The organism is Pseudomonas syringae (assembly GCF_021605415.1).
Classification (GTDB): domain Bacteria; phylum Pseudomonadota; class Gammaproteobacteria; order Pseudomonadales; family Pseudomonadaceae; genus Aquipseudomonas; species Aquipseudomonas syringae_S.
Map to the genome: position 1 here is coordinate 1 of NZ_WKEQ01000055.1, position 23796 is coordinate 23796.

Annotated in this window: 31 protein-coding genes and 1 pseudogene; 29 read left to right on the forward strand and 3 right to left on the reverse strand. The window is 60.7% G+C overall.

The genetic code is table 11. The features are described from left to right. Nucleotides 1–666 precede the first annotated feature (666 nt). Together GIW69_RS24845 and GIW69_RS24850 are read left to right on the forward strand one after the other, a co-directional pair. On the forward strand, nt 667–1005 hold the full coding sequence (locus GIW69_RS24845; RefSeq protein WP_236485419.1) for a hypothetical protein: 339 nt from the start codon (nt 667–669) through the stop codon (nt 1003–1005). 25 nt (nt 1006–1030) lie between these two features. Continuing rightward, nucleotides 1031–1711: an SOS response-associated peptidase family protein gene (locus tag GIW69_RS24850; protein ID WP_236485420.1), complete on the forward strand. Its 681-nt coding sequence runs from the start codon at nt 1031–1033 to the stop codon at nt 1709–1711. On the opposite strand, the gene GIW69_RS24855 is transcribed toward GIW69_RS24850, so the two are convergent. From GIW69_RS24855 to GIW69_RS24865, 3 genes are all read right to left on the reverse strand, one after another. Next, on the reverse strand, nt 1708–2502 hold the full coding sequence (locus tag GIW69_RS24855; RefSeq protein WP_236485421.1) for a DNA adenine methylase: 795 nt from the start codon (nt 2500–2502) through the stop codon (nt 1708–1710). The genes GIW69_RS24850 and GIW69_RS24855 overlap by 4 nt on opposite strands. A gap of 156 nt (nt 2503–2658) precedes the next feature. Next, on the reverse strand, nt 2659–3681 hold the full coding sequence (locus tag GIW69_RS24860; RefSeq protein ID WP_236485422.1) for a phage portal protein: 1023 nt from the start codon (nt 3679–3681) through the stop codon (nt 2659–2661). Further along, nucleotides 3681–5441 carry a terminase ATPase subunit family protein gene (locus tag GIW69_RS24865; protein WP_236485423.1) on the reverse strand — a complete coding sequence of 587 codons (1761 nt, stop codon included), beginning with the start codon at nt 5439–5441 and terminating at the stop codon, nt 3681–3683. Before GIW69_RS24865 ends, GIW69_RS24860 begins: the two co-directional genes overlap by 1 nt. 153 nt (nt 5442–5594) lie before the next feature. Between GIW69_RS24865 and GIW69_RS24870 the strand changes: the two genes are divergently transcribed. From GIW69_RS24870 to GIW69_RS25000, 27 genes and pseudogenes are all read left to right on the forward strand, one after another. Then, on the forward strand, nt 5595–6440 hold the full coding sequence (locus GIW69_RS24870; protein ID WP_236485424.1) for a GPO family capsid scaffolding protein: 846 nt from the start codon (nt 5595–5597) through the stop codon (nt 6438–6440). 44 nt (nt 6441–6484) lie between these two features. Beyond that, on the forward strand, nt 6485–7537 hold the full coding sequence (locus GIW69_RS24875; RefSeq protein ID WP_236485425.1) for a phage major capsid protein, P2 family: 1053 nt from the start codon (nt 6485–6487) through the stop codon (nt 7535–7537). Nucleotides 7538–7547: 10 nt separating this feature from the next. After that, nucleotides 7548–8255 (forward strand): phage terminase small subunit, encoded by a 708-nt coding sequence (gpM, locus tag GIW69_RS24880; protein ID WP_236485426.1) that lies wholly within the window; start codon nt 7548–7550, stop codon nt 8253–8255. Between the two features lie 98 nt (nt 8256–8353). Then, the gene (locus GIW69_RS24885; RefSeq protein WP_236485427.1) at nt 8354–8650 is read left to right on the forward strand and encodes a hypothetical protein; all 297 of its coding nucleotides are present in this window, start codon (nt 8354–8356) and stop codon (nt 8648–8650) included. Then, a complete protein-coding gene (locus tag GIW69_RS24890) occupies nt 8647–9108 on the forward strand; it encodes a head completion/stabilization protein (protein WP_236485428.1) in 462 nt (153 codons plus the stop codon). Before GIW69_RS24885 ends, GIW69_RS24890 begins: the two co-directional genes overlap by 4 nt. Beyond that, on the forward strand, nt 9108–9320 hold the full coding sequence (locus GIW69_RS24895) for a tail protein X (RefSeq protein ID WP_065882266.1): 213 nt from the start codon (nt 9108–9110) through the stop codon (nt 9318–9320). The genes GIW69_RS24890 and GIW69_RS24895 overlap by 1 nt, the downstream gene beginning before the upstream one ends. A 27-nt stretch (nt 9321–9347) precedes the next feature. After that, nucleotides 9348–9701, forward strand: a complete 354-nt coding sequence (locus tag GIW69_RS24900) for a putative holin (RefSeq protein WP_236485429.1) — start codon at nt 9348–9350, stop codon at nt 9699–9701. Nucleotide 9702: 1 nt separating this feature from the next. Continuing rightward, complete coding sequence (locus GIW69_RS24905) at nt 9703–9981, forward strand: phage holin family protein (protein WP_236485430.1); 279 nt, start codon at nt 9703–9705, stop codon at nt 9979–9981. Then, entirely contained in the window at nt 9978–10823 is an 846-nt protein-coding gene (locus tag GIW69_RS24910; RefSeq protein ID WP_236485431.1) for an N-acetylmuramidase family protein, read from the forward strand. Before GIW69_RS24905 ends, GIW69_RS24910 begins: the two co-directional genes overlap by 4 nt. Further along, the gene (locus GIW69_RS24915; RefSeq protein WP_236485432.1) at nt 10820–11023 is read left to right on the forward strand and encodes a hypothetical protein; all 204 of its coding nucleotides are present in this window, start codon (nt 10820–10822) and stop codon (nt 11021–11023) included. The genes GIW69_RS24910 and GIW69_RS24915 overlap by 4 nt, the downstream gene beginning before the upstream one ends. After that, nucleotides 11020–11385 (forward strand): annotated as a pseudogene (locus GIW69_RS24920) (Rz-like lysis system protein LysB); the annotation flags it as partial. The gene GIW69_RS24915 and the pseudogene GIW69_RS24920, both read left to right, overlap by 4 nt. Continuing rightward, nucleotides 11312–11563 (forward strand): Rz1-like lysis system protein LysC, encoded by a 252-nt coding sequence (gene lysC, locus GIW69_RS24925; RefSeq protein WP_236485433.1) that lies wholly within the window; start codon nt 11312–11314, stop codon nt 11561–11563. The pseudogene GIW69_RS24920 and the gene lysC, both read left to right, overlap by 74 nt. Further along, entirely contained in the window at nt 11560–12042 is a 483-nt protein-coding gene (locus GIW69_RS24930) for a phage tail protein (RefSeq protein ID WP_236485434.1), read from the forward strand. Before lysC ends, GIW69_RS24930 begins: the two co-directional genes overlap by 4 nt. Then, nucleotides 12032–12490, forward strand: coding sequence for a phage virion morphogenesis protein (locus GIW69_RS24935; protein ID WP_236485435.1), 459 nt, complete (start codon nt 12032–12034; stop codon nt 12488–12490). Before GIW69_RS24930 ends, GIW69_RS24935 begins: the two co-directional genes overlap by 11 nt. Before the next feature lie 61 nt (nt 12491–12551). Next, nucleotides 12552–13124 (forward strand): phage baseplate assembly protein V, encoded by a 573-nt coding sequence (locus GIW69_RS24940; protein ID WP_236485448.1) that lies wholly within the window; start codon nt 12552–12554, stop codon nt 13122–13124. After that, nucleotides 13121–13465, forward strand: coding sequence for a GPW/gp25 family protein (locus GIW69_RS24945; protein ID WP_236485436.1), 345 nt, complete (start codon nt 13121–13123; stop codon nt 13463–13465). Before GIW69_RS24940 ends, GIW69_RS24945 begins: the two co-directional genes overlap by 4 nt. Continuing rightward, nucleotides 13462–14373, forward strand: a complete 912-nt coding sequence (locus GIW69_RS24950; protein WP_236485437.1) for a baseplate J/gp47 family protein — start codon at nt 13462–13464, stop codon at nt 14371–14373. Before GIW69_RS24945 ends, GIW69_RS24950 begins: the two co-directional genes overlap by 4 nt. Next, nucleotides 14373–14990, forward strand: coding sequence for a phage tail protein I (locus GIW69_RS24955; RefSeq protein WP_236485438.1), 618 nt, complete (start codon nt 14373–14375; stop codon nt 14988–14990). The genes GIW69_RS24950 and GIW69_RS24955 overlap by 1 nt, the downstream gene beginning before the upstream one ends. Continuing rightward, nucleotides 14987–16519 carry a phage tail-collar fiber domain-containing protein gene (locus GIW69_RS24960; RefSeq protein WP_236485439.1) on the forward strand — a complete coding sequence of 511 codons (1533 nt, stop codon included), beginning with the start codon at nt 14987–14989 and terminating at the stop codon, nt 16517–16519. The genes GIW69_RS24955 and GIW69_RS24960 overlap by 4 nt, the downstream gene beginning before the upstream one ends. Before the next feature lie 9 nt (nt 16520–16528). Then, nucleotides 16529–16951, forward strand: a complete 423-nt coding sequence (locus GIW69_RS24965; RefSeq protein WP_236485440.1) for a phage tail assembly chaperone — start codon at nt 16529–16531, stop codon at nt 16949–16951. Nucleotides 16952–17071: 120 nt separating this feature from the next. Then, nucleotides 17072–18241: a phage tail sheath protein gene (locus GIW69_RS24970; protein ID WP_236485441.1), complete on the forward strand. Its 1170-nt coding sequence runs from the start codon at nt 17072–17074 to the stop codon at nt 18239–18241. Nucleotides 18242–18298: 57 nt separating this feature from the next. Then, entirely contained in the window at nt 18299–18814 is a 516-nt protein-coding gene (locus GIW69_RS24975; protein WP_236485442.1) for a phage major tail tube protein, read from the forward strand. Nucleotides 18815–18861: 47 nt separating this feature from the next. Next, complete coding sequence (locus GIW69_RS24980; protein WP_236485443.1) at nt 18862–19197, forward strand: phage tail assembly protein; 336 nt, start codon at nt 18862–18864, stop codon at nt 19195–19197. A gap of 8 nt (nt 19198–19205) precedes the next feature. Further along, nucleotides 19206–19325: a GpE family phage tail protein gene (locus tag GIW69_RS24985; RefSeq protein ID WP_236485444.1), complete on the forward strand. Its 120-nt coding sequence runs from the start codon at nt 19206–19208 to the stop codon at nt 19323–19325. Beyond that, nucleotides 19315–21990 carry a phage tail tape measure protein gene (locus tag GIW69_RS24990; protein ID WP_236485445.1) on the forward strand — a complete coding sequence of 892 codons (2676 nt, stop codon included), beginning with the start codon at nt 19315–19317 and terminating at the stop codon, nt 21988–21990. Before GIW69_RS24985 ends, GIW69_RS24990 begins: the two co-directional genes overlap by 11 nt. 5 nt (nt 21991–21995) lie before the next feature. Then, nucleotides 21996–22436: a phage tail protein gene (locus GIW69_RS24995; protein ID WP_236485446.1), complete on the forward strand. Its 441-nt coding sequence runs from the start codon at nt 21996–21998 to the stop codon at nt 22434–22436. Beyond that, a partial coding sequence (locus GIW69_RS25000; RefSeq protein WP_236485447.1) for a phage late control D family protein occupies nt 22433–23796 on the forward strand: 1364 nt, incomplete at its 3' end. The genes GIW69_RS24995 and GIW69_RS25000, both read left to right, overlap by 4 nt.

Sequence of the window (23796 nt, forward strand, 5' to 3'; positions counted from 1 at the left end):
ACATATAGTTATAGATTCCTAACTTTTAACCTAACCCAACCTAACCCATCGAAGTTAGGTCTCTAGCCCAGCAAATACGGGGCCTCCAGCCGAACACACCCCACTCAAAAAAAACCTAACCCTTTTCCCGAGGCACCAACTGGATTTGGCTACTCATGCGCGTTTGTGAGCTTTGCGAAAACTACCCACCTTCGCAGGGTTCCGCAGGCTTTTAACCTCCCCACAACGCCGAGCAGAGCCCCAGCCTGGGCGGCTGTGAATGGTCCGCAGGTGCGCAGAAAAAACGACCCGTTTAGCCCGCAGGCGAGGTGGGGGGACGACGGCGCGCGCCGAGTGGTGAAGCACGTCACTGCCCCGCGTGGCACGCCTGTAGCCCTCTTTGTGGCACGCCAACTCCCCGGCCTGATGGCGGCTCGCTGAGTGGCGCCTGCGCAGCTGCCGAGACCCCGTGTTTATTGGGCCGCGCAGCTGCTTTGGCTTGCCGTGACACCCTGCAAATGCTATGTTGGAGTGGGTTTTTTCATGCTGGTGAAGGGCAAACTTTCATTTATCCCAGCTGACTTTTTCTGACCCAAAGTCCCCCTCCCTCCTACAGTTCGTCGCCTCAAATCGCGTCACGGGAAAACCTAGATTACTGTATACGTATACAGTATTGGATTCGCCCCCATGAACATCGATGAAGACACCCTTGGCTGGCTTGGCCTCCCTACCCCCTTGCAAATGTACCGGCAACACTGTCGCCTCCTGGAGAACGAGATCCAGGAACTGAACGTGCAACTGCGCAAAGCGCGGGAGGATGTTTTCGGAATCAGTCAGATGCTGCTGGCTACCCAGGCGAAGAACACCGAGTTCGCCGGATACCTCCGTCAGAGAGGCGGCGAAGCGGCTGAGATGCGAAAGCAGATCGACACCCTGACGACGTCACTGGGCGTGAGTCAGCGTGAAGCCGAAGGCCTGAAGCGAATCGTCAACGAGATGAGACCTCGACCCACCACGATTGTCTAAGATCAAACGGAAGGAGGGTTTGGCTATGTGCGGAAGGCTGTCGCAGTACAGGGGAATCCATGACTTCGTTGCGGCGTTGAGCATGCCTAACGCCCTGGCAAACTCAGTGGGTGACCAACCGATCGAGCGGTACAACGTGGCTCCCACGACCCAGGTGGCATTGCTGCACCTGCAAGGCGAATTGCTGTACGCAGATCCGGTTCGTTGGGGGTGGCGACCGCACTGGGCGAAAGACCGCGCCGCACCGATCAACGCACGCGTCGAGAAGGTCGCCCACGGCCCATTCTTCCGGGCGATCTGGCCGCACCGTGCTATCACGCCTATCGACAATTGGTTTGAATGGGTGGATGACGGTGGACCGAAGAAACAGCCCTACCTGATCCGCAGGCGGGACGGGGCGCCCATCTTGTGCGCGGCCATCGGCCAATTACCGGACGCAGATGAAGGCCCAGGCGAGCATGACGGCTTCGTGATCATCACCGCCGACAGTGCCGGCGGCATGGTGGACATTCACGACCGAAGGCCTGTGGTTTTGACGCCGGAGCTTGCCCGCGAATGGCTGGACCCGGCAACGCCAAAAGAGCGTGCCGAGCAGATGGTGTTGCACCAGGGCGAGCCGGCCGAGGCCTTTGAATGGTTCAAAGTCAGCATCGCCGTGGGCAACGTGAGAAACAAGGACGCCAGTTTGATCGAGCCCGTGCTCTAGAAGAGACCACCCAGTGCTGCTGGCTCCCAATTCATAATCACCAGCTCTCCGCTCACCTCGGTTTTCCCCTGCCGTTGGTTCGCCGTGCTGTAGCGGATGTCCACCGTCTCAAAGTGAAACCCATCAAACACACGCCGAATATCGGGGTGGTCGTTGATGCTGACCATCACTTTCCCCTTGCAGCGCCGCATGAACTCGGCCATCCGCTCGTAGTTTTCAAAGGGAAAGTCCACTCCGTAACCGGCGGTCTGCCAGTAAGGCGGGTCCATGTAGTGGAAGGTGTGTGGCCGGTCGTAACGCTCAGCACATTCCAACCAGCCCAGGTTCTCAACATAGGTCCCGGAGAGGCGCTGCCAGGCAGCGGATAGGTTCTCCTCAATCCTCAGCAGGTTTATCGCCGGCCCGGTGGTGGCCGTGCCAAAGGTCTGCCCGCTGACTTTCCCCGCGAACGCGTGGTGCTGCAGGTAGAAAAATCGCGCAGCCCGTTGGATGTCGGTGAGCGTTTCCGGCCTGGTCATCTTCTGCCATTCGAACACCTGGCGGGAGCTGAGTGCCCACTTGAACTGGCGCACGAACTCTTCCAGGTGGTTCTGCACCACGCGGTACAACGTCACCAAGTCGCCATTGATGTCGTTAAGGACTTCAACCGGCGCAGCCTGGGGGCGCATGAAGTAAAGCGCTGCGCCGCCGGCAAAGACCTCGACGTAACAGTGATGTGGCGGGAACAGCGGAATAAGGCGATCTGCCAGGCGACGCTTGCCGCCCATCCACGGGATTATCGGTGTGCTCATAAGTGATCCTTGTTTCGACAATTGGATTCGCTTAGGCTTCGCACCCCCTGCGCAGTGGGGCGAGGCCTTGGTTGGAGCACTCGGCGTGTTCGAGTGATTCAGCGTCGAGCGGGTGTTAGCGCACCAGCTCGTCGCCTCGTTTACTGCGCGGGGGTACTATTTCTCCCCCGCTCCAAGTTCAAAAGGCTTGAAGCGCACGACTTCCTCGCCGACCCAATCATTGAGAAGGGCCAAGCGCGTCTGAATTGGCTCAAGCTCCAGGGTGGCCCAGACCTCCCCCGCTTCCTTCGGCGAGCCAAAGCCCCCCGCGTTTTTCGGCACGATGCCCATCAGCTGCGGATAAACCCGCAACGCCGCCAGCACATCGCCTTGGGTCTGATCCTTGATCGAGTTGAACTCGTCCTTGGCCGACACCTCGCTCACCGGGATCAACTGAATGCCCTCCTTCTTCCCGTTCGGCGCGTACACAAACAGGTTGCGGAAGTTGCCCGGCCCCTTGGAGTTTTTCAACGCCGTGCGCAGGTCATCGATATCGGATTCGTTCTGCGCCGCGTCCGTCATGTACAGGATGAACCCCGCATGACTACCGTTCTCGTAATACTTGCGGCGGAACAGCGTCGCTGACTGGTTCAGCAGGGCCGATTGCAATGCGCACAGCCACTCCGGCAACCCGTAAATTTCCTGATGCAGGTCCAACTCACGCAGGTGGAAGACGCTGCCCTGGTCGAACTCGTGTTCATTTTTCCAGCCCTGTACCTGGAAAAAGTGCCCGTCCTTCCCTACCCGCATGTACTTCGCCAGCGCGGGCTTGAGCGATACAGTCGTGCCCAGCAATGACCGCCGTGCCTCCACATACCCATTGCCCAATGCCAGGTAGTCCTGCGCGTACTGGTCGAACGCCTCGCGGGTCAGCAGCTTGTGCGGAATGAAAGTTCGGGTCAGCTGGTTGCGCTTGAAGCGCAGCCCCGAATCAAGGTGAACACTGGCCTTCACCGACCTGGCCAGCCCATCCAGCGACAACGGCGGCTCATACCAACGTCCGTTAAACCAGCATTCCAGCGAATCGAATATCTCCCTGGCCGACAGCACCGACTCCGGCTCACCGAACGTGAATGCAACCGACTTGTGCTCACTCACAGCCTGTTCGGTGGCAACCGCCACCTGATTGTCTGTACTCATCAAAAAAGCTCCATCCGCCCGGTGTTGGCAGCCGTCTGCCCTTCGAGCGGTTCGTGGTGTAGTGCATGGAAAAGCGCCCAGGCCAGGTCGGCGTGGCCGGTTGATTCGCTACGCCCAGCGGTATAGGTGAACTGCCGCCCGCTGGCGGTGATGGTTTTGCGGATAGCCATCAGTGATTGCGCGAAATCCGTCCAGCCGGCGTCGAACTCCAGCCGGCCCTTGTGAATCACGTCATAAGCCTTCATCACCAGGCGCGACTTCACCTCTGGCGAATAGCTAAACGTTGTCAGACCGGGGAAGAACTGCCGCACCAGCTGCGCCACGCCAGAGCCCATGCCTGTGGTGTCGATGCCGATATAGGTCACCCAATAACGCTGGGTCACCATTCGGATTGACTCGGCCTGCGCCGCGAAGTCCATCCCCCTGAACTGATGCCGCTCGATCACCCGGAATTTACCGCCCGGCACCATCGGCGGCGCCACAACCACCAGGCCGGAGCTATCGCCGGTTTCTGCCGGGTCATAGCCCAGCCACACCTGGCGGTCGGCCAGCGGACGCGGTGCCAGCGGTTTGTAGTCCTCAACCCACTCAACCCAGCTGTCCACCATGCACGACTGCAACATCGACAGAGGGAAGATGCTTGCCCCGTCATCCACAAACTGGCACATCAGCAAGTTTTGGAACGCCTCGGCGTCGTACTCCTGGCGCAGTTCCTCAAGGTCAAACAGTTCACAGCCGCGCTGCTCGGCGTCCAGAATCGTGACGATCTGCCGCCACACCTTGTCCTCGCACAGCCGCCCCTGTTGCAGGGCATCGTGGGACACATCAACGGAAATACGGTTGGCGGCAGGCTTGCCCTTGTTGAAGCGCTCCCCTGTCCAGAACGTATAGGCCTCGTGGGCCATGCTCGACGGGGTGCTGAAGTAGGTGCGGCGGTACTGTTTCTGCATCGCCATGCCCGAGGCGACTTTGTTCAGTTCCTTGAACTTGAACGTCCAGAAGAATTCGTCGAAGTAGAAGTTGCCGTGGTAGCCCTGGGCCGTTCGGGCGTTGGTGCCCAGGAAGTGCAGCTCGGCGCCGTTCGCCAGCGTGATGGGATCGCCGGTCAACTCGACGCCGACGACTTCCCTGGCAAAGGACTGAATATACGACTTGAAAATGTGGGCCTGATTCTTCGACGCCGACAGGAAAATCTGGTTACGCCCCGTGGTTAGCGCATCAATCAACGCCTCCCGAGCGAAGTAGAACGTGGCCCCGATCTGCCGGCTTTTCAGGATGGCCCTGGTGCGCTGATTGCCAGCCTTGTACCAATCCAGCTGATAGCCGAAACACCCGTCGATAAACGCCTGAGTGAGCAGCTCGATATGCTCTTCGCTGAACTCGTTGCGGCTCGGTTTTTTCTTCGGCCCGCTGTTGCGGTCATTCAGTTTCGGGTTTAGCTCTGACTCGGTACCGCCGCCCTTGAACCGCTCAATACGGGCCTGGCGCTCCAACTGTCGGTGGAGCAGGTCAATTTCCTTGAAGTCGCCGCTGGTCTTGCCGTCCTTCAGGATCAGTTGCACCAACCGCGCTTCCAGTGCCCCGCCGATGCGCTCGACGTTATCCGCCCGATCCCATTCGTCACGGGTCTTCCAGCTGTGGACGGTCTTCTCTTTTTCGTCCAGGTATTCGGCAATTTCAGTGATGCGCCAACCCGTCCAGTACAAAAATTTGGCCTGGCGACGGTTATCACGGATTGGGATTTGGGCGAGAGCATTCATGGCGCAGATGCTGCCTCCCGCGCGTGTGGTACACCCGCCCCGCACACTGTAGGGCCGCGCACTACAAGTGCGGCTCGTTGCCCGCAAGGCCACAGCTACCGACCATGCCCCCATCGCAACGGCAGTTCGCCGCCACCGCACCGAGGACTCCCCATGGCCAGCAGCACCAAACAGAAATTCCGCTCCAAGTGGACCCGCATTGCCGTAGAAGGCGCGACCACCGATGGCCGCATCATCGAGCGGAGCTGGATTGACGACATGGCCTCGCAGTACAGCCAGAACACCTATGGCGCTCGCATCAACTGCGAACACATCAAGGGTTACTGGCCGGGTGGCGAGTTCGGCGCGTACTGCGACGTATTGGCGCTCAAGGCTGAAGAAGTTGACATTGCTGGCATCAAAAAGCTGGCCTTGTTCGCCCAGCTCGAACCCAACGAAGCGCTGCTGGCCCTGAACAAGAAAGGTCAGAAGGTCTACACCTCGGTGGAGATCCAACCGAAGTTCGCCGACAGCGGTAAGGCCTACCTGGTCGGCCTCGCCATTACTGACACCCCTGCCAGCCTGGGCACCGAAGCCCTGAGCTTCAGCGCCACGCACGGCACCCTGGCCGGGCGCAAACAGGACAAAGACAACCTGTTCAGCGCCGCCGAAGAAGCCGAATTCGAATTCGAAGAAGTCACCGACCAGCCAAGTGCTTTTGCAGCCATCAAGGCCAAGCTCGGTGAGTTCATCAAACTGAGCAAGGACAAGGAAGGCAAGGACGCCACCACTTTCTCCGACATCGGTGAAGCGCTGGAAAGCCTGCTAACCCTCGCCACCCAGCAGGCTGAAAAAGCCGAAACCTCAGGCAAGGCCCTGGCAGGTCTGGAAAAGCAGTTCACCGGCCTGGATACCGAGCTGAAAACGCTCAAAACCAAGCTCGGCCAAACCGCTGACCTCAGCCAGCAACAGCGTCCGCTCAGCACCGGCGGCGACGGCACCGTACTGACTGCTTACTGATCCACGGCCAACACCGACAAGCCTATTCACCGGAGAACACCCCCATGCGTAAAGAAACACGCTTCGCCTTCGCAGCCCTGGCCGTGCAGATCGCCCTGCTCAATGGCGTAGCCAGTGCCCACGAAAAATTCAGTGTCGACCCGAGCATCCAGCAGAAACTGGAAGTTGCAGTGCAGGAGTCCGATGGCTTCCTGAAGCAAATCAACATCATCGGCGTCGACGAACAATCCGGCGAAGCCCTGTTGCTGGGCGTCAATGGCCCGGTCGCAAGCCGCACCGATACCTCCGGTGGCACTCGCCGCAGTCCGTTGGGTCGCAGCACGCTGAGTAAAGACTCCTACATCTGCAAGCAGACCAACTTCGACAGCGCGTTCCCCTACGCCCTGCTGGATGCCTGGGCCAAGTTTCCAGACTTCCAAGTCAAGCTGAGCAACGCGATCATCCTGCGCCAGGCGCTGGACCGCATCATGATCGGCTTCAACGGCACCAGCGCCGCTGCAACCACCAACCGTGCCGCCAATCCTCTGTTGCAAGACGTCAACATCGGTTGGCTGGAAAAAATCCGCCTCAGTGCCGATGATCGTGTGCTCGACGCCGCCGCCATCGGCCCCCGCAAAGTCATCAAAGTTGCAGGGGTAGACACCGTATTCGAGGGCGATTACGCCAACCTCGACGGCCTGGTGTTCGACGCCATCCAGATGCTCGACCCATGGCACCGCACCCGCCCGGACCTGCGCGTATTGGTTTCACGCAATCTGATGCACAGCAAACTGCTGGCAGCGGTGGAAAAGGGGGCCGACTCCAACCAGGAAGAAAACGCCGCTCAAGAGATTGTCAGCCGCGCCCGTTTGGGTGGCCTGCCGGTCGTCGACGCCCCGTTTTTCCCGGATAACACCGTGCTGGTCACCACCCTCAGCAACCTTTCGATCTACTACCAGAACGGTGCTCGTCGCCGTCACCTGAAAGACGAACCCGAGCTGGATCGAATCGCCGACTACCAGTCCTCGAACGAAGCCTACGTTATCGAAGACTTCGGCCTGGTCGCCCTGGTGGAAGACATCACGGCCGTCAACTACCCAGCACCGACCGAGGCCTAAGAGGCACGCCATGCACCAGACACCTGCCCAACGCAACCAGCTGCGCAAACGCGCAGCCATTGAGTCCGCTGCAACCGCGCCGGCCACTTCAATGGAAGGCGCAACCGCCTACGAGCACCAACTTGCCCAGCTGGCTCAGCACCGCGCGCGTCTGAAGCAGGTGCAGTCCAACCAGGGCAAAGCTGAACTCAAGGCGCTACTGATCCCTGAGTACGAACCCTACGTGCAGGGTGTGTTGGACGCCGGCAACGGTGCTCAAGACGAGGTCCTCACCACCATCATGCTCTGGTGCATTGATGCCGGCGGCTACCCCGGAGCGCTGCAGATCGCCGAATACGTCATCAAGCACGGTCTGAAAATGCCGGACCGCTTCGAGCGTTCCACCGGCACATTGATCGCCGAGGAAATCGCCGAAGCGGCCCTTAAAGCACAAAAGGCTGGCGACAGTTTCCCGTTGTGGATTCTTGAGCAAGCCCAGCGCATCACCGCCGAACAGGACATGCCCGACCAAGCCCGCGCCAAGCTACACCTGGCAATCGGTAAGGAAAACGCTGCCAAAGTCCCGAATGAAGACCTCACGACAACTGACGTCGGTTTTCTGGTGGTGGCAAAGGCTCATCTGAGCAAAGCCATCGATCTGCACAGCAGCTGCGGCGGAAAAAAGGATCTGGAGCGCGTCGAGCGTCTCCTCAAAAAACACGCTGCCCCCGGCAGCTAACCGAGCGTCCCCACGCACCCCGCCGGCTCGGGGCGGATCGGCCAGGCCGCTCCTCCTGAACGTGAAGCCCCGACCACCGGCGATCTATCGGAGCAGTCATGAACACCGCCTTTGCCAACCTCTACCAGAGTGATTTCACTCTTACAGAATCCGAAAGGCGTCTGTCTGCTGCGGCTGAACAGTACATCACGGAAATAGAGGCTTACGACCGCACCGTCTGCACCGGCCCCATCAAGCACGGCTCCATCATGCCGGCCAACACGCATGAGATCGGCCTCTCGAATCGGAACGCCCTGCGAGCGCTGGACCGCCTCTGTGAGCAACACCCCGAATTCACTCGGCAGCAGATCCGGCGCGAAGTTACCCGCGCGGACATTCGAGGTCCTTCCCTTTGAGCGCATTCGTAGCCAGCGGACCAGTCACCGGTGGTCACATCAACACCGACCCATTCTGGCCCTCAATCGACCTTGAACAGCTGCGGGCTACTCTGCGCATCGACAATAGCGTCACCCCGGCTCGTCTGGAAACCGCCGTAATCGCCGCAGCCATCAACCTCAACCGTGAATTGAAGTCGTGGAAAGCGAAGCAACTGGCTGCTGGCTACGCAACCCTAGACGACGTACCCGACGAAAAGATCAACGACTTATCGGTCCAGGCCCACCTTTACCGCCGCGCGATCGAGGCCGGTACCGGCGCCGAAGTTAGCGAACGTTATCGCGACTACAGTGCGACCAATACGGGCAACGACAGAGCCGAAGAGACCACCCCAACCATCGACGACTACCGCCGCGATTTGCGCTGGGCTGTCCGTGACTTCCTCGGGATCAGCCGCACTACCGTGGAGCTGATCTGATGCCCGTCGCCGTCCGCACCAATCAGAACGACACCGTCGACGCCCTCTGCTGGCGTTTCTACGGCCGCACCGCCGGCGTCACCGAAGCCGTGCTTGAAGCCAACCCCGGCCTGGCAGACCACGGCCCGATCCTGCCGCAAGGCCTTGTCGTCAATATGCCCGAAGCCCAAACCAGCGCGCCCCAGCGGCAGATGGTGCAGCTATGGAACTGACCCCCTGCATCCAAGGAAAACCACACCATGGCTGATCCGACTTCCAGCGTTGTGACTGGTCTGCTCATTGGTCTGGGCCTGTCCACCGTAACGCCCGTCATCGACGACGGTGCGCTGTTCGGCGCAGTGCTCGGCGCGTGGCTGGTGACCAGTCTCAAGCGTGACCTGAAGGTTTGGCAGCGCTTGGGCTCCCTGTTCCTGTCGGCCGGGGTGGGCTACCTGTTCGCGCCGATGGCCTTGCAAGCAATCCCGTTTATCACCAGCGGTGGCAGTGCCTTTATCTGTGCCCTGGTGGTCATCCCGATCAGCATCAAGCTGATGATGTGGGTGGAAAAGGCGGATATCTGGGACATCTGGCGTCGCATCAGAGGGGGCACCTGATATGCCGAACATCGAACTGGCTGTTCAACTCGTCACGGCAGTCGCCTACCTGCTCAGCGCTCTTCGCCTGGCTTGCTACACCCGAGGCGATGCGCGATTTCGGCGCAGCATCTCGCTGCTGGCAAGCTTGTTTGGCGCCACGTTGTGTATCTGCGGCTTGGAAATACTTCTGGACCGCCAGCCCACTAGCCTCTGGCAGGCCGTGTCCATCGTACTGCTCTGCACCCTGATTTTCCGTTCACGCGGCAACGTCGCCGCCCTGCTGAGGCCCAGCGCATGACCACTACCCTACGCCACGGCGACCGCTCGCAAGCGGTGCTGATGCTGCAAAAGAATCTCAACAAGAACGGCGCCAACCTTTTGCCAGATGGGCATTACGGCGACACCACCGAAGCCGCAGTTCGCGCCTTCCAAGCCAAAGTCGGCCTGGTCGCCGACGGCATCGCAGGTACTAACACCCAAACCAGTTTGGCCGGTGGCGACTGCGCCCAGCTGCTGCGCAACAACGATCTGGTGGCTGCTGCCGAACGCCTCGAGGTGCCGTTGGCGAGCATCTATGCGGTCAATGAGGTGGAATCGAAGGGCAAAGGCTTCCTCGACAACGGCAAGCCGGTGATCCTGTTCGAACGGCACATCATGTACCGCCAGATCGCCACGGCTCGACATGCTGGCGATGACGCAGCCGAACTCAAACGTCATGCCGATCAGCTCGCCACTGCAAACCCTGCCCTGATCAACCCGAAGCCCGGCGGATACATCGGCGGTACCTCCGAACACCAGCGCCTGGCCATGGCTCGCCTGATCGACGACACGGCCGCCCTGGAGTCGGCTTCCTGGGGCGCTTTCCAGATCATGGGCTTTCATTGGAAACGCCTGGGCTACGCCAGCGTGCAGGCCTTCGTCGCGGCGATGAGTGCCGGCGAATCGCAGCAGCTCGACGCCTTCGTTCGCTTCATTGAAACCGACCCAGTGCTGCACAAGGCGCTGAAGGGCCGTAAATGGGCTGAGTTCGCAAGGCTTTACAACGGGCCGGACTATCTGCGGAATCTCTACGACACCAAGCTCCAGCGCGCCTACGAACGGCACGCCGCTTGCGAGTGTGGCAAAGGAGTGGCGGCATGATCGACTTCGAAGCGCTGGAAAAGCTACGGGTGAAGGACGGCGATCTGCTTGTGGTGCCGGAGTCGACCGAACAGAGCGACATGGAGCTGTTGGCCGAATCCATCCAGATCATGAACGGCGCCCGGGCCGTGATCGTGCGCGGTCCGCTCAAGCAGCTCGACACAGCGGCCATGAACAAACTTGGCTGGTACCGCGCGTGAGTCCCCTGCGCCAGGCCCTGTATGGCCTCGCCCTGCTCGGTTCCTTGGCGCTGCTGATCTGGGTCCAGGAAACACGCATCGACGTCGCTGAAGGCAAAATCGGACGGGCAGAAGATGCGGCCAAGACCGCTCGCGACGACGCCGACCGCAACTTGAAAACCGCCAACACCCTAATCGACACCCTGAAACAGGAACGCGATGCACAGAGCAACCTGCGCGCCCAGCAGGATCAGCTGCGCCAGAGCCTGGCCAAACGCGAGCGAACAATAGAGGAGCTGAAACTTGAAAATGACGAACTGCGGAACTGGGCTGATCAGCCTTTGCCTGACGCTGCTCGCCGGCTGCGCGAGCGCCCCGCCCTCACCGGCGCCGCCGCTTATCGTGACTGGCTGTCCGGCCGTAGTGCCGTGCCACCTGCCGGCGACAGGCCCGCTCAACAACGGTGACCTACTGACCGACGAAGACCGCGCCGAAGCCGCCTGGGCTGACTGCGCGAATCAGGTCGATATGGTCTACAAACACCAGCAGGCCAACCCATGAACAAGCCGGAAAGCCTGCGCGCCCACCTCCTGGCTACCGTCGCCGAGTTCAAGCACAACCCCGACCGCCTGTTGATTTTTATCGACAACGGCAAGGTCCGCTGCACTGCTGCCAACACCCTATCGTTTGAATATAGCTTTGACCTGCAGATCATCCTCACCGAGTTCGCCGGCCACCCCGACAGCGTTATCCTGCCGATCCTGGGTTGGCTGAGCGTCAACCAGTCCGAGCTGCTGGAAAACCTCGACAAGGTCAAAGACGGCATCCAGTTCGAAGCTGACATCCTGGACAAGAACAAGGTGGATCTCAGCATTACCCTGCAGCTGACAGAGCGAGTTGTCGTCGGAGAGGATGACCAGGGCAACACCACCGTGAAGCATCCGAACGAACCGCAGTACGTGGCGGGCTATCTTGATCCGAACTGGAAGCCTGGGGCCCAGGGCAATACCAGTGAGTGGAGAGTGCCTGGTGGCGAATAACCTGGAAGCGCTGGAATCCTGGGCGGCGGTGCTGCTGGATCGGCTGGAACCGGGGGAGCGCAGCAAACTGGCTCGGAGCATTGGGCAGGAGCTGCGCCGCAGTCAGCAGAAGCGCATGATGGCCCAGGAAAACCCGGACGGGACTAAGTTTGCACCGCGTAAGCAGCGGAACCTGCGCGGCAAGCAGGGGCGTATTCGGCGAAAGCTGGCAATGTTCAAAAAGATCAGAACTGCCTCATATCTGAAAGTACGTGGCGACAGTAACTCCATTACCGTTGGTTTCACTGGGCGTATAGCCCGGATTGCCAGGGTTCACCAATACGGTCTAAAAGATCGTGCAGAGCGCGGCGCTCCCGATGTGCGATACGAACAACGTGAGGTGCTTGGCCTTACAGATGCAGACCTTGATCTGATCCGTGACGGTTTGCTTGCGCACCTGACACTGTAATTCCCCTCCCTACAAGGTGATGAAGCTGCACTCGCACGCGCGTGGCGCCACCATCGGCGCCATGAACGACTTCGCCGCCCTCTCCCGCATGCTGGAAAACCTCATCCGCTTCGGCCTCATCGCCGCCGTGCAGATGGAGCCCCCGCGCGTGCAGGTAAAAACCGGCTCACTGACCACCGCCTGGTTGCCGTGGCTCGCCCTGCGTGCGGGCGCCGACCAGGAATGGGACCCGCCCACCGAAGGCGAACAGGTGATCCTTTTCAGCCCATCCGGGCAACTTGCCAATGGCGTCGTCGTAACAGGTCTGTTCAGTGACCATATCCCCGCCAACGGTAACCGCGCCGGCCTGCACCGTCGCACCTACGCCGACGGCGCGGTGATTGAGTACGACAGCGTCGCCCATCACTTGAACGCCACCCTGCCCGACAGCGGCACGACCAGTCTGGTGAGCAAGGGCGGGATCAACATCATCGGCCCCATCAATCACCAGGGCGATTACAACCAAACCGGCAACCAGAACGTGGTCGGCCTCGTGACCGTCTCCGAAGACGTGATCGCGGCCACCGTCAGCCTGGTCAAGCACCTGCACGGCGGTGTGCTGGTAGGCAGCGCGAAGACGGGGAAACCAGAATGAACCGAGAAACCGGCGCCGCCATCGGCGACCTGGCCCACATCGGCCAGTGCATCACCGACATCCTCACCACCCGCATCGGCACCCGCGTAATGCGCCGTGAATACGGCAGCCTGTTGCCCGAGCTGGTGGACCACCCTTTCAACGACGCCACGCGCCTGCGCGTTTACTCGGGCACGGTCATGGCGTTGATGCGCTGGGAACCCCGTATCAGCCTCAGCCGCGTGCAGTTCGTCGGCGCGAACCTGCAAGGGCAGTCGGTGCTGGAGCTGGAAGGTTCTGTCGTCGACAGCAATGAGCCGTTGAACCTGAGCGTGCCGTTGCAGATGGGTGGCGGCGTATGAATTCCTTTGCCGCAATTGACCTCAGCCAGCTCCCGGCGCCGCAGATCGTCGAGCAGATCGACTTCGAACTGATCCTAGCCGAGCGCAAGGCGTACATGATTAGCCTGTGGCCGATCGAGGAGCAGGCGCAGATTGCCGCCCGCCTTGATATGGATTCGGAGCCCCTGGCCAAACTGCTGCAAGAGAACGCCTACCGCGAAACCATCTGGCGTCAGCGGGTGAATGAAGCGTCCATTGCCAACCTGCTGGCCCTGGCGAAAGGCCCCGATCTGGACCAATTGGCCGGTAACTTCAACGTCCAGCGTCTGGTGGTTCAGGAAGCCCAGCCAATGGCGACGCCGCCTGTAGCGCGACTGATGGAGAGCGACGACAGTTTGCGCGAACGGGCGCAGATGTCTTGGGAGGGCCTGAGCACTGCCGGCCCGCGCCAGAGCTACATTTTCCATGCCCGAGGGGCAGACGGCCGGGTTGCGGACGCCACCGCCGAAAGCCCATCACCTGCCGTGGCGGTGGTCACCGTGCAGGCCTTGCTTGGCGACGGTAGCGCGCCTGCCGACCTGGTCGCCGCAGTCAAAAAGTACCTGAGCGATGATGACCGCCGTCCCGTGGCCGACCGCCTGACCGTCCAGGGCGCAGAGATCGTCCGTTACCAGGTCAACGCCAAGCTCTACTTGCTGACCAGTGGCCCCGAGTCGGAGCCGATTCTGGCTGCGGCTGAACAACGCTTGCTGGCCTACGTCCACCAACGCCGGCGCCTGGCAATGGAAGTGTCGGAATCCGCCCTGCACGCCGCGCTGTTCGTCGAAGGTGTGCGCAAGGTAGAGCTGGAAAACTGGGTCGATATCGTCGCCACCAAAGCCCAGGCGCCCTACTGCGACAGCGTCACCATCACGCGGGGTGCCGAGTAATGGGCGCCCAGCAGCTGCTACCGAACAACTCCACGTTGCTTGAAAACCAAGCGGCGCAGGCCCTCGCGCACATCCAGCGAGTGCCTATCCCGCTGCGGCAGCTGTGCAACCCGAACACCTGCCCGGTGGTGGCCCTGCCCTACCTGGCCTGGGCCTTCTCCGTCGACCGCTGGGACAGCAACTGGAGCGAAGCCACCAAGCGCGCCGCCATCCGTTCATCCCGCTACATCCACGCGCACAAAGGCACCATCGGCGCCCTGCGCCGCGTGGTCGAGCCGCTGGGTTACCTGATCGAGGTGATGGAGTGGTGGCAGACCGTGCCCGAAGGCGTACCCGGCACCTTTGCCCTGAAGGTCGGCGTGCTGGACACCGGTATCACCGAAGAAATGTACCTGGAGCTGACCTGGCTGATCGATGACGCCAAGCCCCTCACCCGCCCACTGACCGGCCTGGCTATCAGCTTGGAAAGCACAGGCTCCGTGTTTATCGGGGCCTGCGTATACGAAGGCGACGAACTCAGCGTTTACCCACCGACCCAGAGCGATATCGACGTCAGTGGCGTGTACAGCACCAGTGGCCGCGAACATCATATCGACACGATGGACATCTACCCATGACCGACCAAACCACCAAGTTTTTCGCGATCCTCACCGCCGTCGGCGAAGCCAAGCAGGCCAACGCCGCTGCCCTGGGCACCTCTTGGACCTTCGCACAGATGGCGGTGGGGGACGCCAACGGCACCGACCCTATCCCCAGCCGCACACAAACCAAGCTGATCAACGAACTGCGACGTGCGCCGTTGAATCAAGTCAAGGTCGACCCAGCCAACGCCAGCGTGATCATTGCCGAACAGATCATCCCGGAGACCGTTGGCGGTTGGTGGGTGCGCGAGCTTGCCCTGTACGACGCAGACGGCGACATGGTGGCCGTTGCCAACTGCGCGCCGACCTATAAACCATTGCTGGCCCAGGGCTCCGGCCGCACACAGGTGATTCGAATCAACCTGATCGTCAGCAGCACGGCCAACATTGATCTGAAGATTGACCCGAGCGTCGTACTGGCGACCCGCGAATACGTCGACACCGTCGTGGTAGAGGCGCTGTCGAAGCTGGACTACAAGCACTCGGTGCTGGCTGCCACCACGGCAAACATCGTGCTGAGCGGTATCCAGACCATCGACGGCGAGTTGTTGTCGGCCGGCGCCAGGGTGCTGGTGAAAGATCAGACCCAGGCCAAAGACAATGGCATCTACGTTGTTCCTGCGGCTGGTGTATGGAAGCGTGCGCAGGATGCGGATACCAGTGTCGAGGTGACACCGGGGCTGTTCGTCAGCGTTGAAAAAGGCGCGGTCAGTGGCGACAGCGTTTGGCAACTGGTGACGGATGCGCCGATTGTCCTGGGCACCACGGCCCTGGCGTTCGAAATGGTTGCCGGTCGCACAGGCGTCAGCGCGGGTGCCTACACCAAAGTGACGGTCGACAAAAATGGCCGCGTGATTGCCGGTACCAACCCCACCACCCTGGCGGGCTATGGCATCCAGATCCCCACGCAGGCCGAGGCCGAAGCGCAGTCGGAGCAGGACAACGTCAAACCGATGACAGCCCTGCGCGTTTGGCAGGCCATCGTGGCACGGGTGACACAGGCAACAGAGACGGTGTTCGGCTGGGCCAAAGTTGCTACGCAAAACCAGACAAACAGTGGCAGCGATGACACCACCTTTATCACCCCAAAAAAGTTCTCAACCGCCCTCGCCGCTCTGATCGTTCAAGCCACTGAGCTGCTCTCGGGTATCGCGAAAATTGCGACCCAGGCGCAGGTAGATCTGGGGGTCGATGACACCACAATTGTCACGCCTAAAAAGCAACGATTTGGCTTGATGATGAGCCTTGGTACTAACGGCTACATATTTTTGCCGAAGTGGCTTGGTGGATTTGGCTGGCAGTGGGGGACTGAGAACACTAGCACTGCAATTACAACCCATAGCTATCCGATGGCATTCCCCAATGAGTGCTATCAAGTTTGGGGTGGCGATGTTGGCGTGACGACAATGGAATATGTCGCGGTTGAAAAACTAAGTTCTGCTCAATTCCGCGCCCGAGCGAATAGTGGGACACCAGGCTTTGGATATTGGGCCTTTGGGCGCTAAGGGGGGTATATGCAACGATTTTACAGCCGCTTAACTCAGTCAACTTACTTCGTTGGCGTTCACAGTGACATTCCCGTGGATGCCATCCCGATTACAGAGGAGTTATACCGCGACGTCATTGCAGAGCGCCCGCCTGGAAAGGTCCGTGCTCATGACGAAAATGGACTGCCTTACTTGGTTGATGTGGAACCGCCTGATCCAGTCACACAGGAGCGGGAGTGGCGTAACGTTGAATTATCCTCGGTCATGTGGTTGCGCGAGCGCCACCGGGATCAGGTCGAAATGTCGGAGCAGACGACTCTCACTGCTGAGCAGTTCGCAGAACTATTGGCATACATACAAGCGCTGCGAGACTGGCCGCAGTCGCCCGCCTTCCCGGATAGCGAACAGCGCCCTGCCGCACCGGACTGGATCGCCTACCAAACCCAATAACCCCAACTCAATCAGCTGGCGCCTTGTAGTCAACCACCCTACAAGGCCGCCAGCTCGCCCATTCGCCGCGCGCGCGGCAGCCTGTGCACTGTCATTCCATCACAGCGCAGGCAACCACCCATGGCCGACTATCTCCACGGCGTGCGGGTTCTCGAACTCAACGACGGCACTCGCCCCATTCGCACCATCGCAACCGCAGTCATTGGCCTGGTTTGTACGGCTGAAGATGCGGACCCACTCGCGTTCCCGCTGGACACCCCCGTCCTGCTGACCAACGTTCAAACCGCAATCGCCAAGGCCGGCGTCAAGGGCACCCTGGCATCCAGCCTGCAAGCCATTGCCGACCAGACCAAGCCCTACACCATCGTGGTGCGGGTCAAGGAAGGCGCCGACGAAGCCGCCACCACCAGCGCACTGATCGGCACCACCACCGCCGACGGCAAATACACAGGCATGAAAGCCCTGCTCGCCGCCAAGTCCCGCGTGGGCATGACGCCGCGCATTCTCGGCGTGCCAGGTCTCGACAGCCAGCCGGTGGCCACGGCCCTGGTATCGATTGCCCAGGACCTGCGCGCCTTCGCCTACGTCAGCGCGTGGGACTGCAAAACCAAGGAAGAGGTGGTCGCTTACCGCGAAAACTTCGGCGCTCGTGAGGTCATGGTGATCTGGCCGGAGTTCCAGAACTGGGACACGGTCACCAGCGCAACCGTTACCGCTTCGGCGGTTGCCCGCGCCCTGGGCCTGCGGGCGAAGATTGACAAGGAAACCGGCTGGCACAAAACCCTCTCCAACGTCGCCGTTAACGGCGTGACCGGCATCAGCGCCGACGTGTTCTGGGATCTGCAAAACCCGGCCACCGACGCCAACTACCTCAACAGCAACGAGGTGACCACCCTGATCAACGAGGGGGGCTTCCGCTTCTGGGGTAGCCGTACATGCAGCGACGACCCGCTGTTTGCGTTCGAAAACTACACCCGTACCGCTCAGATCATGGCTGACACCATGGCCGAGGCGCACATGTGGGCCATGGACAAGCCGATGCACGCGTCCCTGGTCAAGGACATCGTCAACGGCATCAACGCCAAGATCCGCGAGTTGGTCGCCCAGGGCTACCTGATTGGCGGGCAGTGCTGGTACCCGGAAGACATCAATGACAAGGACACCCTCAAGGCCGGCAAGCTGACCCTGGACTACGACTACACCCCCGTGCCGCCCCTGGAAGACCTCACCCTGCGTCAGCGCATCACCGACAGCTACCTGATGCAGTTCGCCGCCGCCGTCAACGCTTAAACCGGGCCTCCCCGCGAGGGGAGCTAACCCCGTGCCATAACCCCGGAGAACATCGCCATGGCCCTGCCCCACAAACTGAAACACCTGAACCTGTTCAACGACGGCGGTGGCTACACCGGCAAAGTGAAGACCGTCACCCTGCCCGCCCTGGGCCGCAAGATGGAAGCGTATCGCGGCGGAGGCATGAGCGGCCCGGTCAAGGCCGACCTGGGCTTCTCCGACGACGGCATCCAGCTGGAGTGGAAACTCGGTGGGCTCGACCTGGTGGTGCTCAAGCAGTTCGGCGCGGTCAATGCATCGGGCGTGGCCTTGCGCTTCGCGGGCTCGTTTGAGCAAGACGACACCGGTGAAGTCAGCGCAGTGGAAATCACCGTACGCGGCCGTCACGAAACCATCGAAATGGGCGACGCCCAGCCCGGTGAAGACACCGAACACTCCATCACCACCACCTGCACCTACTACAAGCTGACCGTCGACAACGAAGACATCATCGAAATCGACCTGCTCAACTTCATCGAGAAGGTCGGCGGCGTCGACATGCTGGAGAAACACCGCAGCGCCATCGGCCTTTGATCGCCGGCATCGATCGTTAACCCCCTTTATCACCAGGAGCTCTACCCATGAAAGACGAAGTTACCGAACAACCCGACGTGCAACCCCTGGCCGACGACAACACCGTCATCCTCGACACGCCGATCCGCCGTGGTACCACCACCATCGAAAGCATCACCCTGCGCAAACCCAACGCGGGTGAACTGCGCGGTGTGAGCCTGGCCGAGCTGCTGCAAATCGACGTCAACAGCTTGGTAAAAGTGGTGCCGCGCATCAGCAATCCGACCCTCACAGCCGTTGAAGTCACGTCGATGGACCCTGCGGATCTGTTCGCGCTCGGCACCAAGGTGTGTGGTTTTTTGCTACAGAAATCGAAGAAGGCGGATGCATTCCTCGTTGCGTAGACGACGCCATGGCCGACTTGGCCGTGGTTTTTCACTGGGCACCGGCTGACATGGATCAGTTGGGCCTGCAAGAGCTGATGGAATGGCGCGAGCGCGCCAGGATGCGGAGTTCGAAAGATGGGCAATGATCTGCGACTACAGGTGCTGCTCAGTACCATCGACAAAGCCACGCGCCCGCTCAAGCACATCAGCGAAGGCAGCCTTGAGACGGCCCGCGCCCTCAAGGCTGCCCGCGACAGCCTCAAAGAACTCAACAGCCAGCAAAAAGATATCAGCGCTTGGCGGACTCAACGCGCCGCCGCCGAACAGACCGGTGTTGCCCTGACCGTCGCCCGTGATCGCGTCAAAAGCCTCAGCCAGGAGTTTGCCGCGACGGGTGCACCTACCAGGGCAATGACCCGCAGTTTTCAGTCCGCCGTGCGCGAGGCCCAGCGGCTCAAGCAGCAGCACCAGCAACAAAGCGAGCAGTTGCAAGGTTTGCGTTCGAAGCTCTACGACGCCGGCATCAGCACCAAGAACCTTGGCACCCACGAGCGCCAGCTGCGCGAGCAAATCAACGCCACCAACGCCAGTATCAGTTCGCAGGGCAAGCGCATGGCCGAACTGAGCGCCCAGCATAAAAAGGCGGCAGTGGCCCGCAGTCAGATGGAAAAGTCTCAGCGCGCCGCCGGCAATCTCGCCGTGAACGGCGCCGCCGGCTTGGGTGTTGGCTATGCCGCCAGCCGCCCCGTTGCGGCCACAATCAAGGCCTTTGCGCCGAATGAGGATTCGGCTACGCAGCTCAAGGTGTCGATGATGGACGACACCGGCAAAGTGTCGGAGGACTTCCAGAAAATCACCGACCTGGCCACCAAGCTGGGTGACCGCTTGCCAGGCACCACGGCTGACTTTCAGAACATGATGACCATGCTCCGGCGCCAGGGCCTGAGTGCACAGAGCATCCTCGGTGGCACCGGTGAGGCCGCTGCATACCTGGGCGTCCAACTGAAGATGGAGGCCACAGAGGCGGCGGAATTCGCGGCCAAGATGCAGGACGCCACGCGCACCACCGAAAAAGACATGATGGGCCTGATGGACACCATCCAGCGCGGTTTCTACGCCGGTGTGGACCCAGGCAATATGCTCCAGGGCTTCAGCAAGATCGCCCCGGTAATGGACGTGATCAAGAAGTCAGGGATCGATGCGGCCAAGGAACTGGCGCCGCTGCTGATCATGATGGACCAGGCCGCTATGGATGGCGGTTCCGCAGGCAATGCTTTCCGCAAAATCTTTCAGGCAGGGCTGAATCAAGACAAGGTCGACAAAGCGAATAAAGCGCTCGCGAAATCTAAGCCAGGGATGTCGTTTAACTTTACGGACGATAAAGGCAACTTTGCTGGTCTGGAAAATCTGTATGCGCAAATTGAGAAACTCAAAGACCTGAACGATATCGACCGAACAGAAATAAAACAGACGCTGTTCGGGGACGATGCAGAGACGATGTCGACTCTGGACGCCATGATGAACAAGGGTCTGGCGGGATATCGGGAGGTCCAGCAGAAGCTGCAAACCCAGGCCGATCTGCGCACCCGCGTCAACGAACAACTCGGTACTCTGACCAACGTCATGGAAGCCGCCGAGGGTAGCTTTACCAACGCCATGGCAGAGTTCGGCGCAGCTGTAGCGCCCGATCTGAAGGACTTGATCAACACACTGGGCGAGATCGCTAACAGCATCGGCACCTGGGCCAGGGAGAACCCGAAGCTGGCTGGTGGCCTGGTCAAAGTTATGGCCGCGATTGCTGGACTGGCATTCGTTTTCGGCGGCTTGGCGTTGACCATGGCAAGCATGCTGGGACCATTCGCAGTGCTACGCTACGGCATGACCATGTTCGGCCTGCAAAGTGGCGGTGTCGGCAAGATGATCGGCAAGCTGTTCCCCACATTGACAGGCCTGGCCCGCAACGTGTTCCCCATGTTTGCCCAGGGCGTTCGCATGTTGGCTACGACAATGGGCGGGGCACTTCTGACCGCCCTGCGCACGGTAGGCGTAGCGCTGTGGGGGCTGGCAGCGAACCCGATAGTCTTGATCATCGCCGCTGTCGTGGCCGCTTTGGCCGCCGGTGCCTACCTGATCTACAGGAACTGGGACGCGGTGAAGAGCTACTTCGTCAACGCCTGGACCGAGATCAAAGCCGGGTTCAGCGGCGGCATCGCGGGCATCATCACCACCCTCGTCAACTTCAGCCCGCTCGGGCTGCTGTACCAGGCCTTCGCCGGCGTGCTGAGTTATCTGGGCGTTGATCTGCCGAGCCGCTTCACCGAGTTCGGCGGCATGATCGTAAACGGCCTGATCAACGGGCTGACGGCCGGGCTTGGCGCCGTTAAAGAGGCCATCGGTTCGATCGGTGACGCCAGCATTGGTTGGTTCAAGGAAAAGCTCGGCATCCACAGCCCGTCGCGTGTGTTCGCGGAGCTGGGCGGGTTCACCATGGCCGGCCTCACGCAGGGCTTGGAAGGTGGGCAGAAAGGCCCGCTGGACGCCCTGACCAGCATGAGCAAGCAGATGACCGCCGCCGGCACGCTAGCCCTTGGTGCCACAGCCATGCCGGCGTTTGCCGTGGATACCAAACCGCCAATCGGCAGCGCATCGCCAACAATCGTTTACGACAGCCACGACGTGTACCAAATCGAAATGGCGGCAGGGCCTGGCACAGACATGCAAAGCCTTGAAAAGAGCCTTCGCGCCATCCTCGCCCGCATCGAAAACGAAAAGAAAGCGCGTCAGCGCAGCAAACTCTCTGACCAGGACTAACCACCATGATGATGGCCCTCGGCATGTTCGTGTTCAGCCTCCACACCGCCGCCTACCAGGAGCTGCAACGCCAAACCGATTGGCGCCACGCCAGCAACAACCGCGTCGGCGCAGCGCCCGCGCGCCAGTTCGTCGGGCGTGGCGACGATTCCATCACCCTCCCCGGCACCATCTTCCCCGAGTTGGCCGGCAGCGCCCTGAGCCTCGACGCCATTCGCCTGATGGCAAATACCGGCAAGGCCTGGCCCATGGTCGAAGGCACTGGCCGGATTTACGGCCTGTGGGTAATCGAAAGCCTGAGCGAGACCAAGACCATCTTCTTCAGCGACGGCACCCCACGGCGCATTGAATTCACCATCAGCCTCAAGCGCACCGACGACGACCGCATTGACCTGCTCGGAGCCGGTACCAGCATCGGCCTGAACATCCTGCGAGGTCTGTTTTGATTGAGTCCATCATTTCCAAGGTCACCGGCTACCTGAGCAACACCGCCGAGCGCTTTATGCGTGATGCGGCCTACCCGGTGCCAGCGTTTCGACTCACCGTCGACGGCCTCGACATCGCCCAACTGATCAGCCCGCGGCTGATGACCCTGGAGCTGACCGACAACCGCGGCGTCGAGGCCGACCAACTCAGCATCACCCTCAGTGACCACGACGGGCTGTTGTCGATCCCCCCCAAGGGCGCCGTGCTGCGGCTGTGGCTGGGCTGGAGCGACACAGGCCTGGTGGACAAAGGCACCTACACCGTCGACGAAACCGAACACAGCGGCGCGCCGGACGTGCTCAGCATCCGCGCTCGATCGGCAGATCTGCGCAAGGGCCTAAAAACCAAACGCGAACGCAGCTGGAGCAACACCACACTCGGCGAAGTCCTGGGCGATATCGCCATTGGCAACGGCCTCACCGCCGCCATCGCCGGCGCACTCGACGGCTTGCCCATCCTGCAGCTCGACCAGGCCAACGAATCCGACGCCAACCTGATCAGCCGGCTGGGCGAAGAATTCGACGCGGTGGCCAGCGTCAAAGCGGGTTGCCTGCTGTGCCTGCCGGCGGGCGGCGGCAAGACCGCCAGCGGCATGGACCTGCCCCATATCACCCTCACCCGCGAGGACGGCGACCAGCACCGCTACCTGCAAGCCGACCGCGACAGCTATGACGGCGTGCGGGCCTATTACTACGACGTGAACAGCGCCAAGAAACAGGAAGCCATTGCGGGTGGTGGCGACAACCTCAAGGATCTACGCCATACGTACAGCGACCAGCAGTCAGCCCTGCGCGCCGCCCGTGCGGAGTTCCGACGCCTGCAACGCGGCAGTGCCACGCTCAGTTACAGCCTCGCAATGGGGCGCCCCGACCTGATCCCCGAGCTGACGTACACACTCCAGGGCGTGAAGGAGGAAATCGACGAGATCATCTGGTACGGCGGGAATGTGCAGCACAGCCTGAGTGCGGACGGCGGCTACACGGTTAGCCTGGAGTTGGAGAGCAAGTTGCCGGAAGACAACGTTGAGGATCTGGCGGAGGAAAACAAGGGGGATTACACAGGTATCATCGCGTACTACCGCGACCAGAAGACCGGGAAGGAAAAAACGATAACGGCGGGGGATCAAACGAAGCCGAGGCGGTTGCGGTGGTTGTATGCGAGTGAGAAAACGGCCAAGCGGGCAGTGGATCGTGGGGGGGAAGAAATTATCGAAAGCTCAATTTCTTGTCAAATTCTCTCTCTTTTAAACATCTCCCCGCCCACCAGACCTCCCCTTGGGTATTCTCTTCCCTCTTTTTCTTTTAAAAAAAAAAAAACACA

Coding starts and splice junctions, on each gene's coding strand:
- GIW69_RS24845 (WP_236485419.1), top strand. CDS start 667: ATGAACATCGATGAAGACACCCTTGGCTGGCTTGGCCTCCCTACCCCC.
- GIW69_RS24850 (WP_236485420.1), top strand. CDS start 1,031: ATGTGCGGAAGGCTGTCGCAGTACAGGGGAATCCATGACTTCGTTGCG.
- GIW69_RS24855 (WP_236485421.1), bottom strand. CDS start 2,502: ATGAGCACACCGATAATCCCGTGGATGGGCGGCAAGCGTCGCCTGGCA.
- GIW69_RS24860 (WP_236485422.1), bottom strand. CDS start 3,681: ATGAGTACAGACAATCAGGTGGCGGTTGCCACCGAACAGGCTGTGAGT.
- GIW69_RS24865 (WP_236485423.1), bottom strand. CDS start 5,441: ATGAATGCTCTCGCCCAAATCCCAATCCGTGATAACCGTCGCCAGGCC.
- GIW69_RS24870 (WP_236485424.1), top strand. CDS start 5,595: ATGGCCAGCAGCACCAAACAGAAATTCCGCTCCAAGTGGACCCGCATT.
- GIW69_RS24875 (WP_236485425.1), top strand. CDS start 6,485: ATGCGTAAAGAAACACGCTTCGCCTTCGCAGCCCTGGCCGTGCAGATC.
- gpM (WP_236485426.1), top strand. CDS start 7,548: ATGCACCAGACACCTGCCCAACGCAACCAGCTGCGCAAACGCGCAGCC.
- GIW69_RS24885 (WP_236485427.1), top strand. CDS start 8,354: ATGAACACCGCCTTTGCCAACCTCTACCAGAGTGATTTCACTCTTACA.
- GIW69_RS24895 (WP_065882266.1), top strand. CDS start 9,108: ATGCCCGTCGCCGTCCGCACCAATCAGAACGACACCGTCGACGCCCTC.
- GIW69_RS24900 (WP_236485429.1), top strand. CDS start 9,348: ATGGCTGATCCGACTTCCAGCGTTGTGACTGGTCTGCTCATTGGTCTG.
- GIW69_RS24905 (WP_236485430.1), top strand. CDS start 9,703: ATGCCGAACATCGAACTGGCTGTTCAACTCGTCACGGCAGTCGCCTAC.
- GIW69_RS24910 (WP_236485431.1), top strand. CDS start 9,978: ATGACCACTACCCTACGCCACGGCGACCGCTCGCAAGCGGTGCTGATG.
- GIW69_RS24915 (WP_236485432.1), top strand. CDS start 10,820: ATGATCGACTTCGAAGCGCTGGAAAAGCTACGGGTGAAGGACGGCGAT.
- lysC (WP_236485433.1), top strand. CDS start 11,312: ATGACGAACTGCGGAACTGGGCTGATCAGCCTTTGCCTGACGCTGCTC.
- GIW69_RS24930 (WP_236485434.1), top strand. CDS start 11,560: ATGAACAAGCCGGAAAGCCTGCGCGCCCACCTCCTGGCTACCGTCGCC.
- GIW69_RS24940 (WP_236485448.1), top strand. CDS start 12,552: ATGAACGACTTCGCCGCCCTCTCCCGCATGCTGGAAAACCTCATCCGC.
- GIW69_RS24945 (WP_236485436.1), top strand. CDS start 13,121: ATGAACCGAGAAACCGGCGCCGCCATCGGCGACCTGGCCCACATCGGC.
- GIW69_RS24950 (WP_236485437.1), top strand. CDS start 13,462: ATGAATTCCTTTGCCGCAATTGACCTCAGCCAGCTCCCGGCGCCGCAG.
- GIW69_RS24955 (WP_236485438.1), top strand. CDS start 14,373: ATGGGCGCCCAGCAGCTGCTACCGAACAACTCCACGTTGCTTGAAAAC.
- GIW69_RS24960 (WP_236485439.1), top strand. CDS start 14,987: ATGACCGACCAAACCACCAAGTTTTTCGCGATCCTCACCGCCGTCGGC.
- GIW69_RS24965 (WP_236485440.1), top strand. CDS start 16,529: ATGCAACGATTTTACAGCCGCTTAACTCAGTCAACTTACTTCGTTGGC.
- GIW69_RS24970 (WP_236485441.1), top strand. CDS start 17,072: ATGGCCGACTATCTCCACGGCGTGCGGGTTCTCGAACTCAACGACGGC.
- GIW69_RS24975 (WP_236485442.1), top strand. CDS start 18,299: ATGGCCCTGCCCCACAAACTGAAACACCTGAACCTGTTCAACGACGGC.
- GIW69_RS24980 (WP_236485443.1), top strand. CDS start 18,862: ATGAAAGACGAAGTTACCGAACAACCCGACGTGCAACCCCTGGCCGAC.
- GIW69_RS24985 (WP_236485444.1), top strand. CDS start 19,206: ATGGCCGACTTGGCCGTGGTTTTTCACTGGGCACCGGCTGACATGGAT.
- GIW69_RS24990 (WP_236485445.1), top strand. CDS start 19,315: ATGGGCAATGATCTGCGACTACAGGTGCTGCTCAGTACCATCGACAAA.
- GIW69_RS24995 (WP_236485446.1), top strand. CDS start 21,996: ATGATGATGGCCCTCGGCATGTTCGTGTTCAGCCTCCACACCGCCGCC.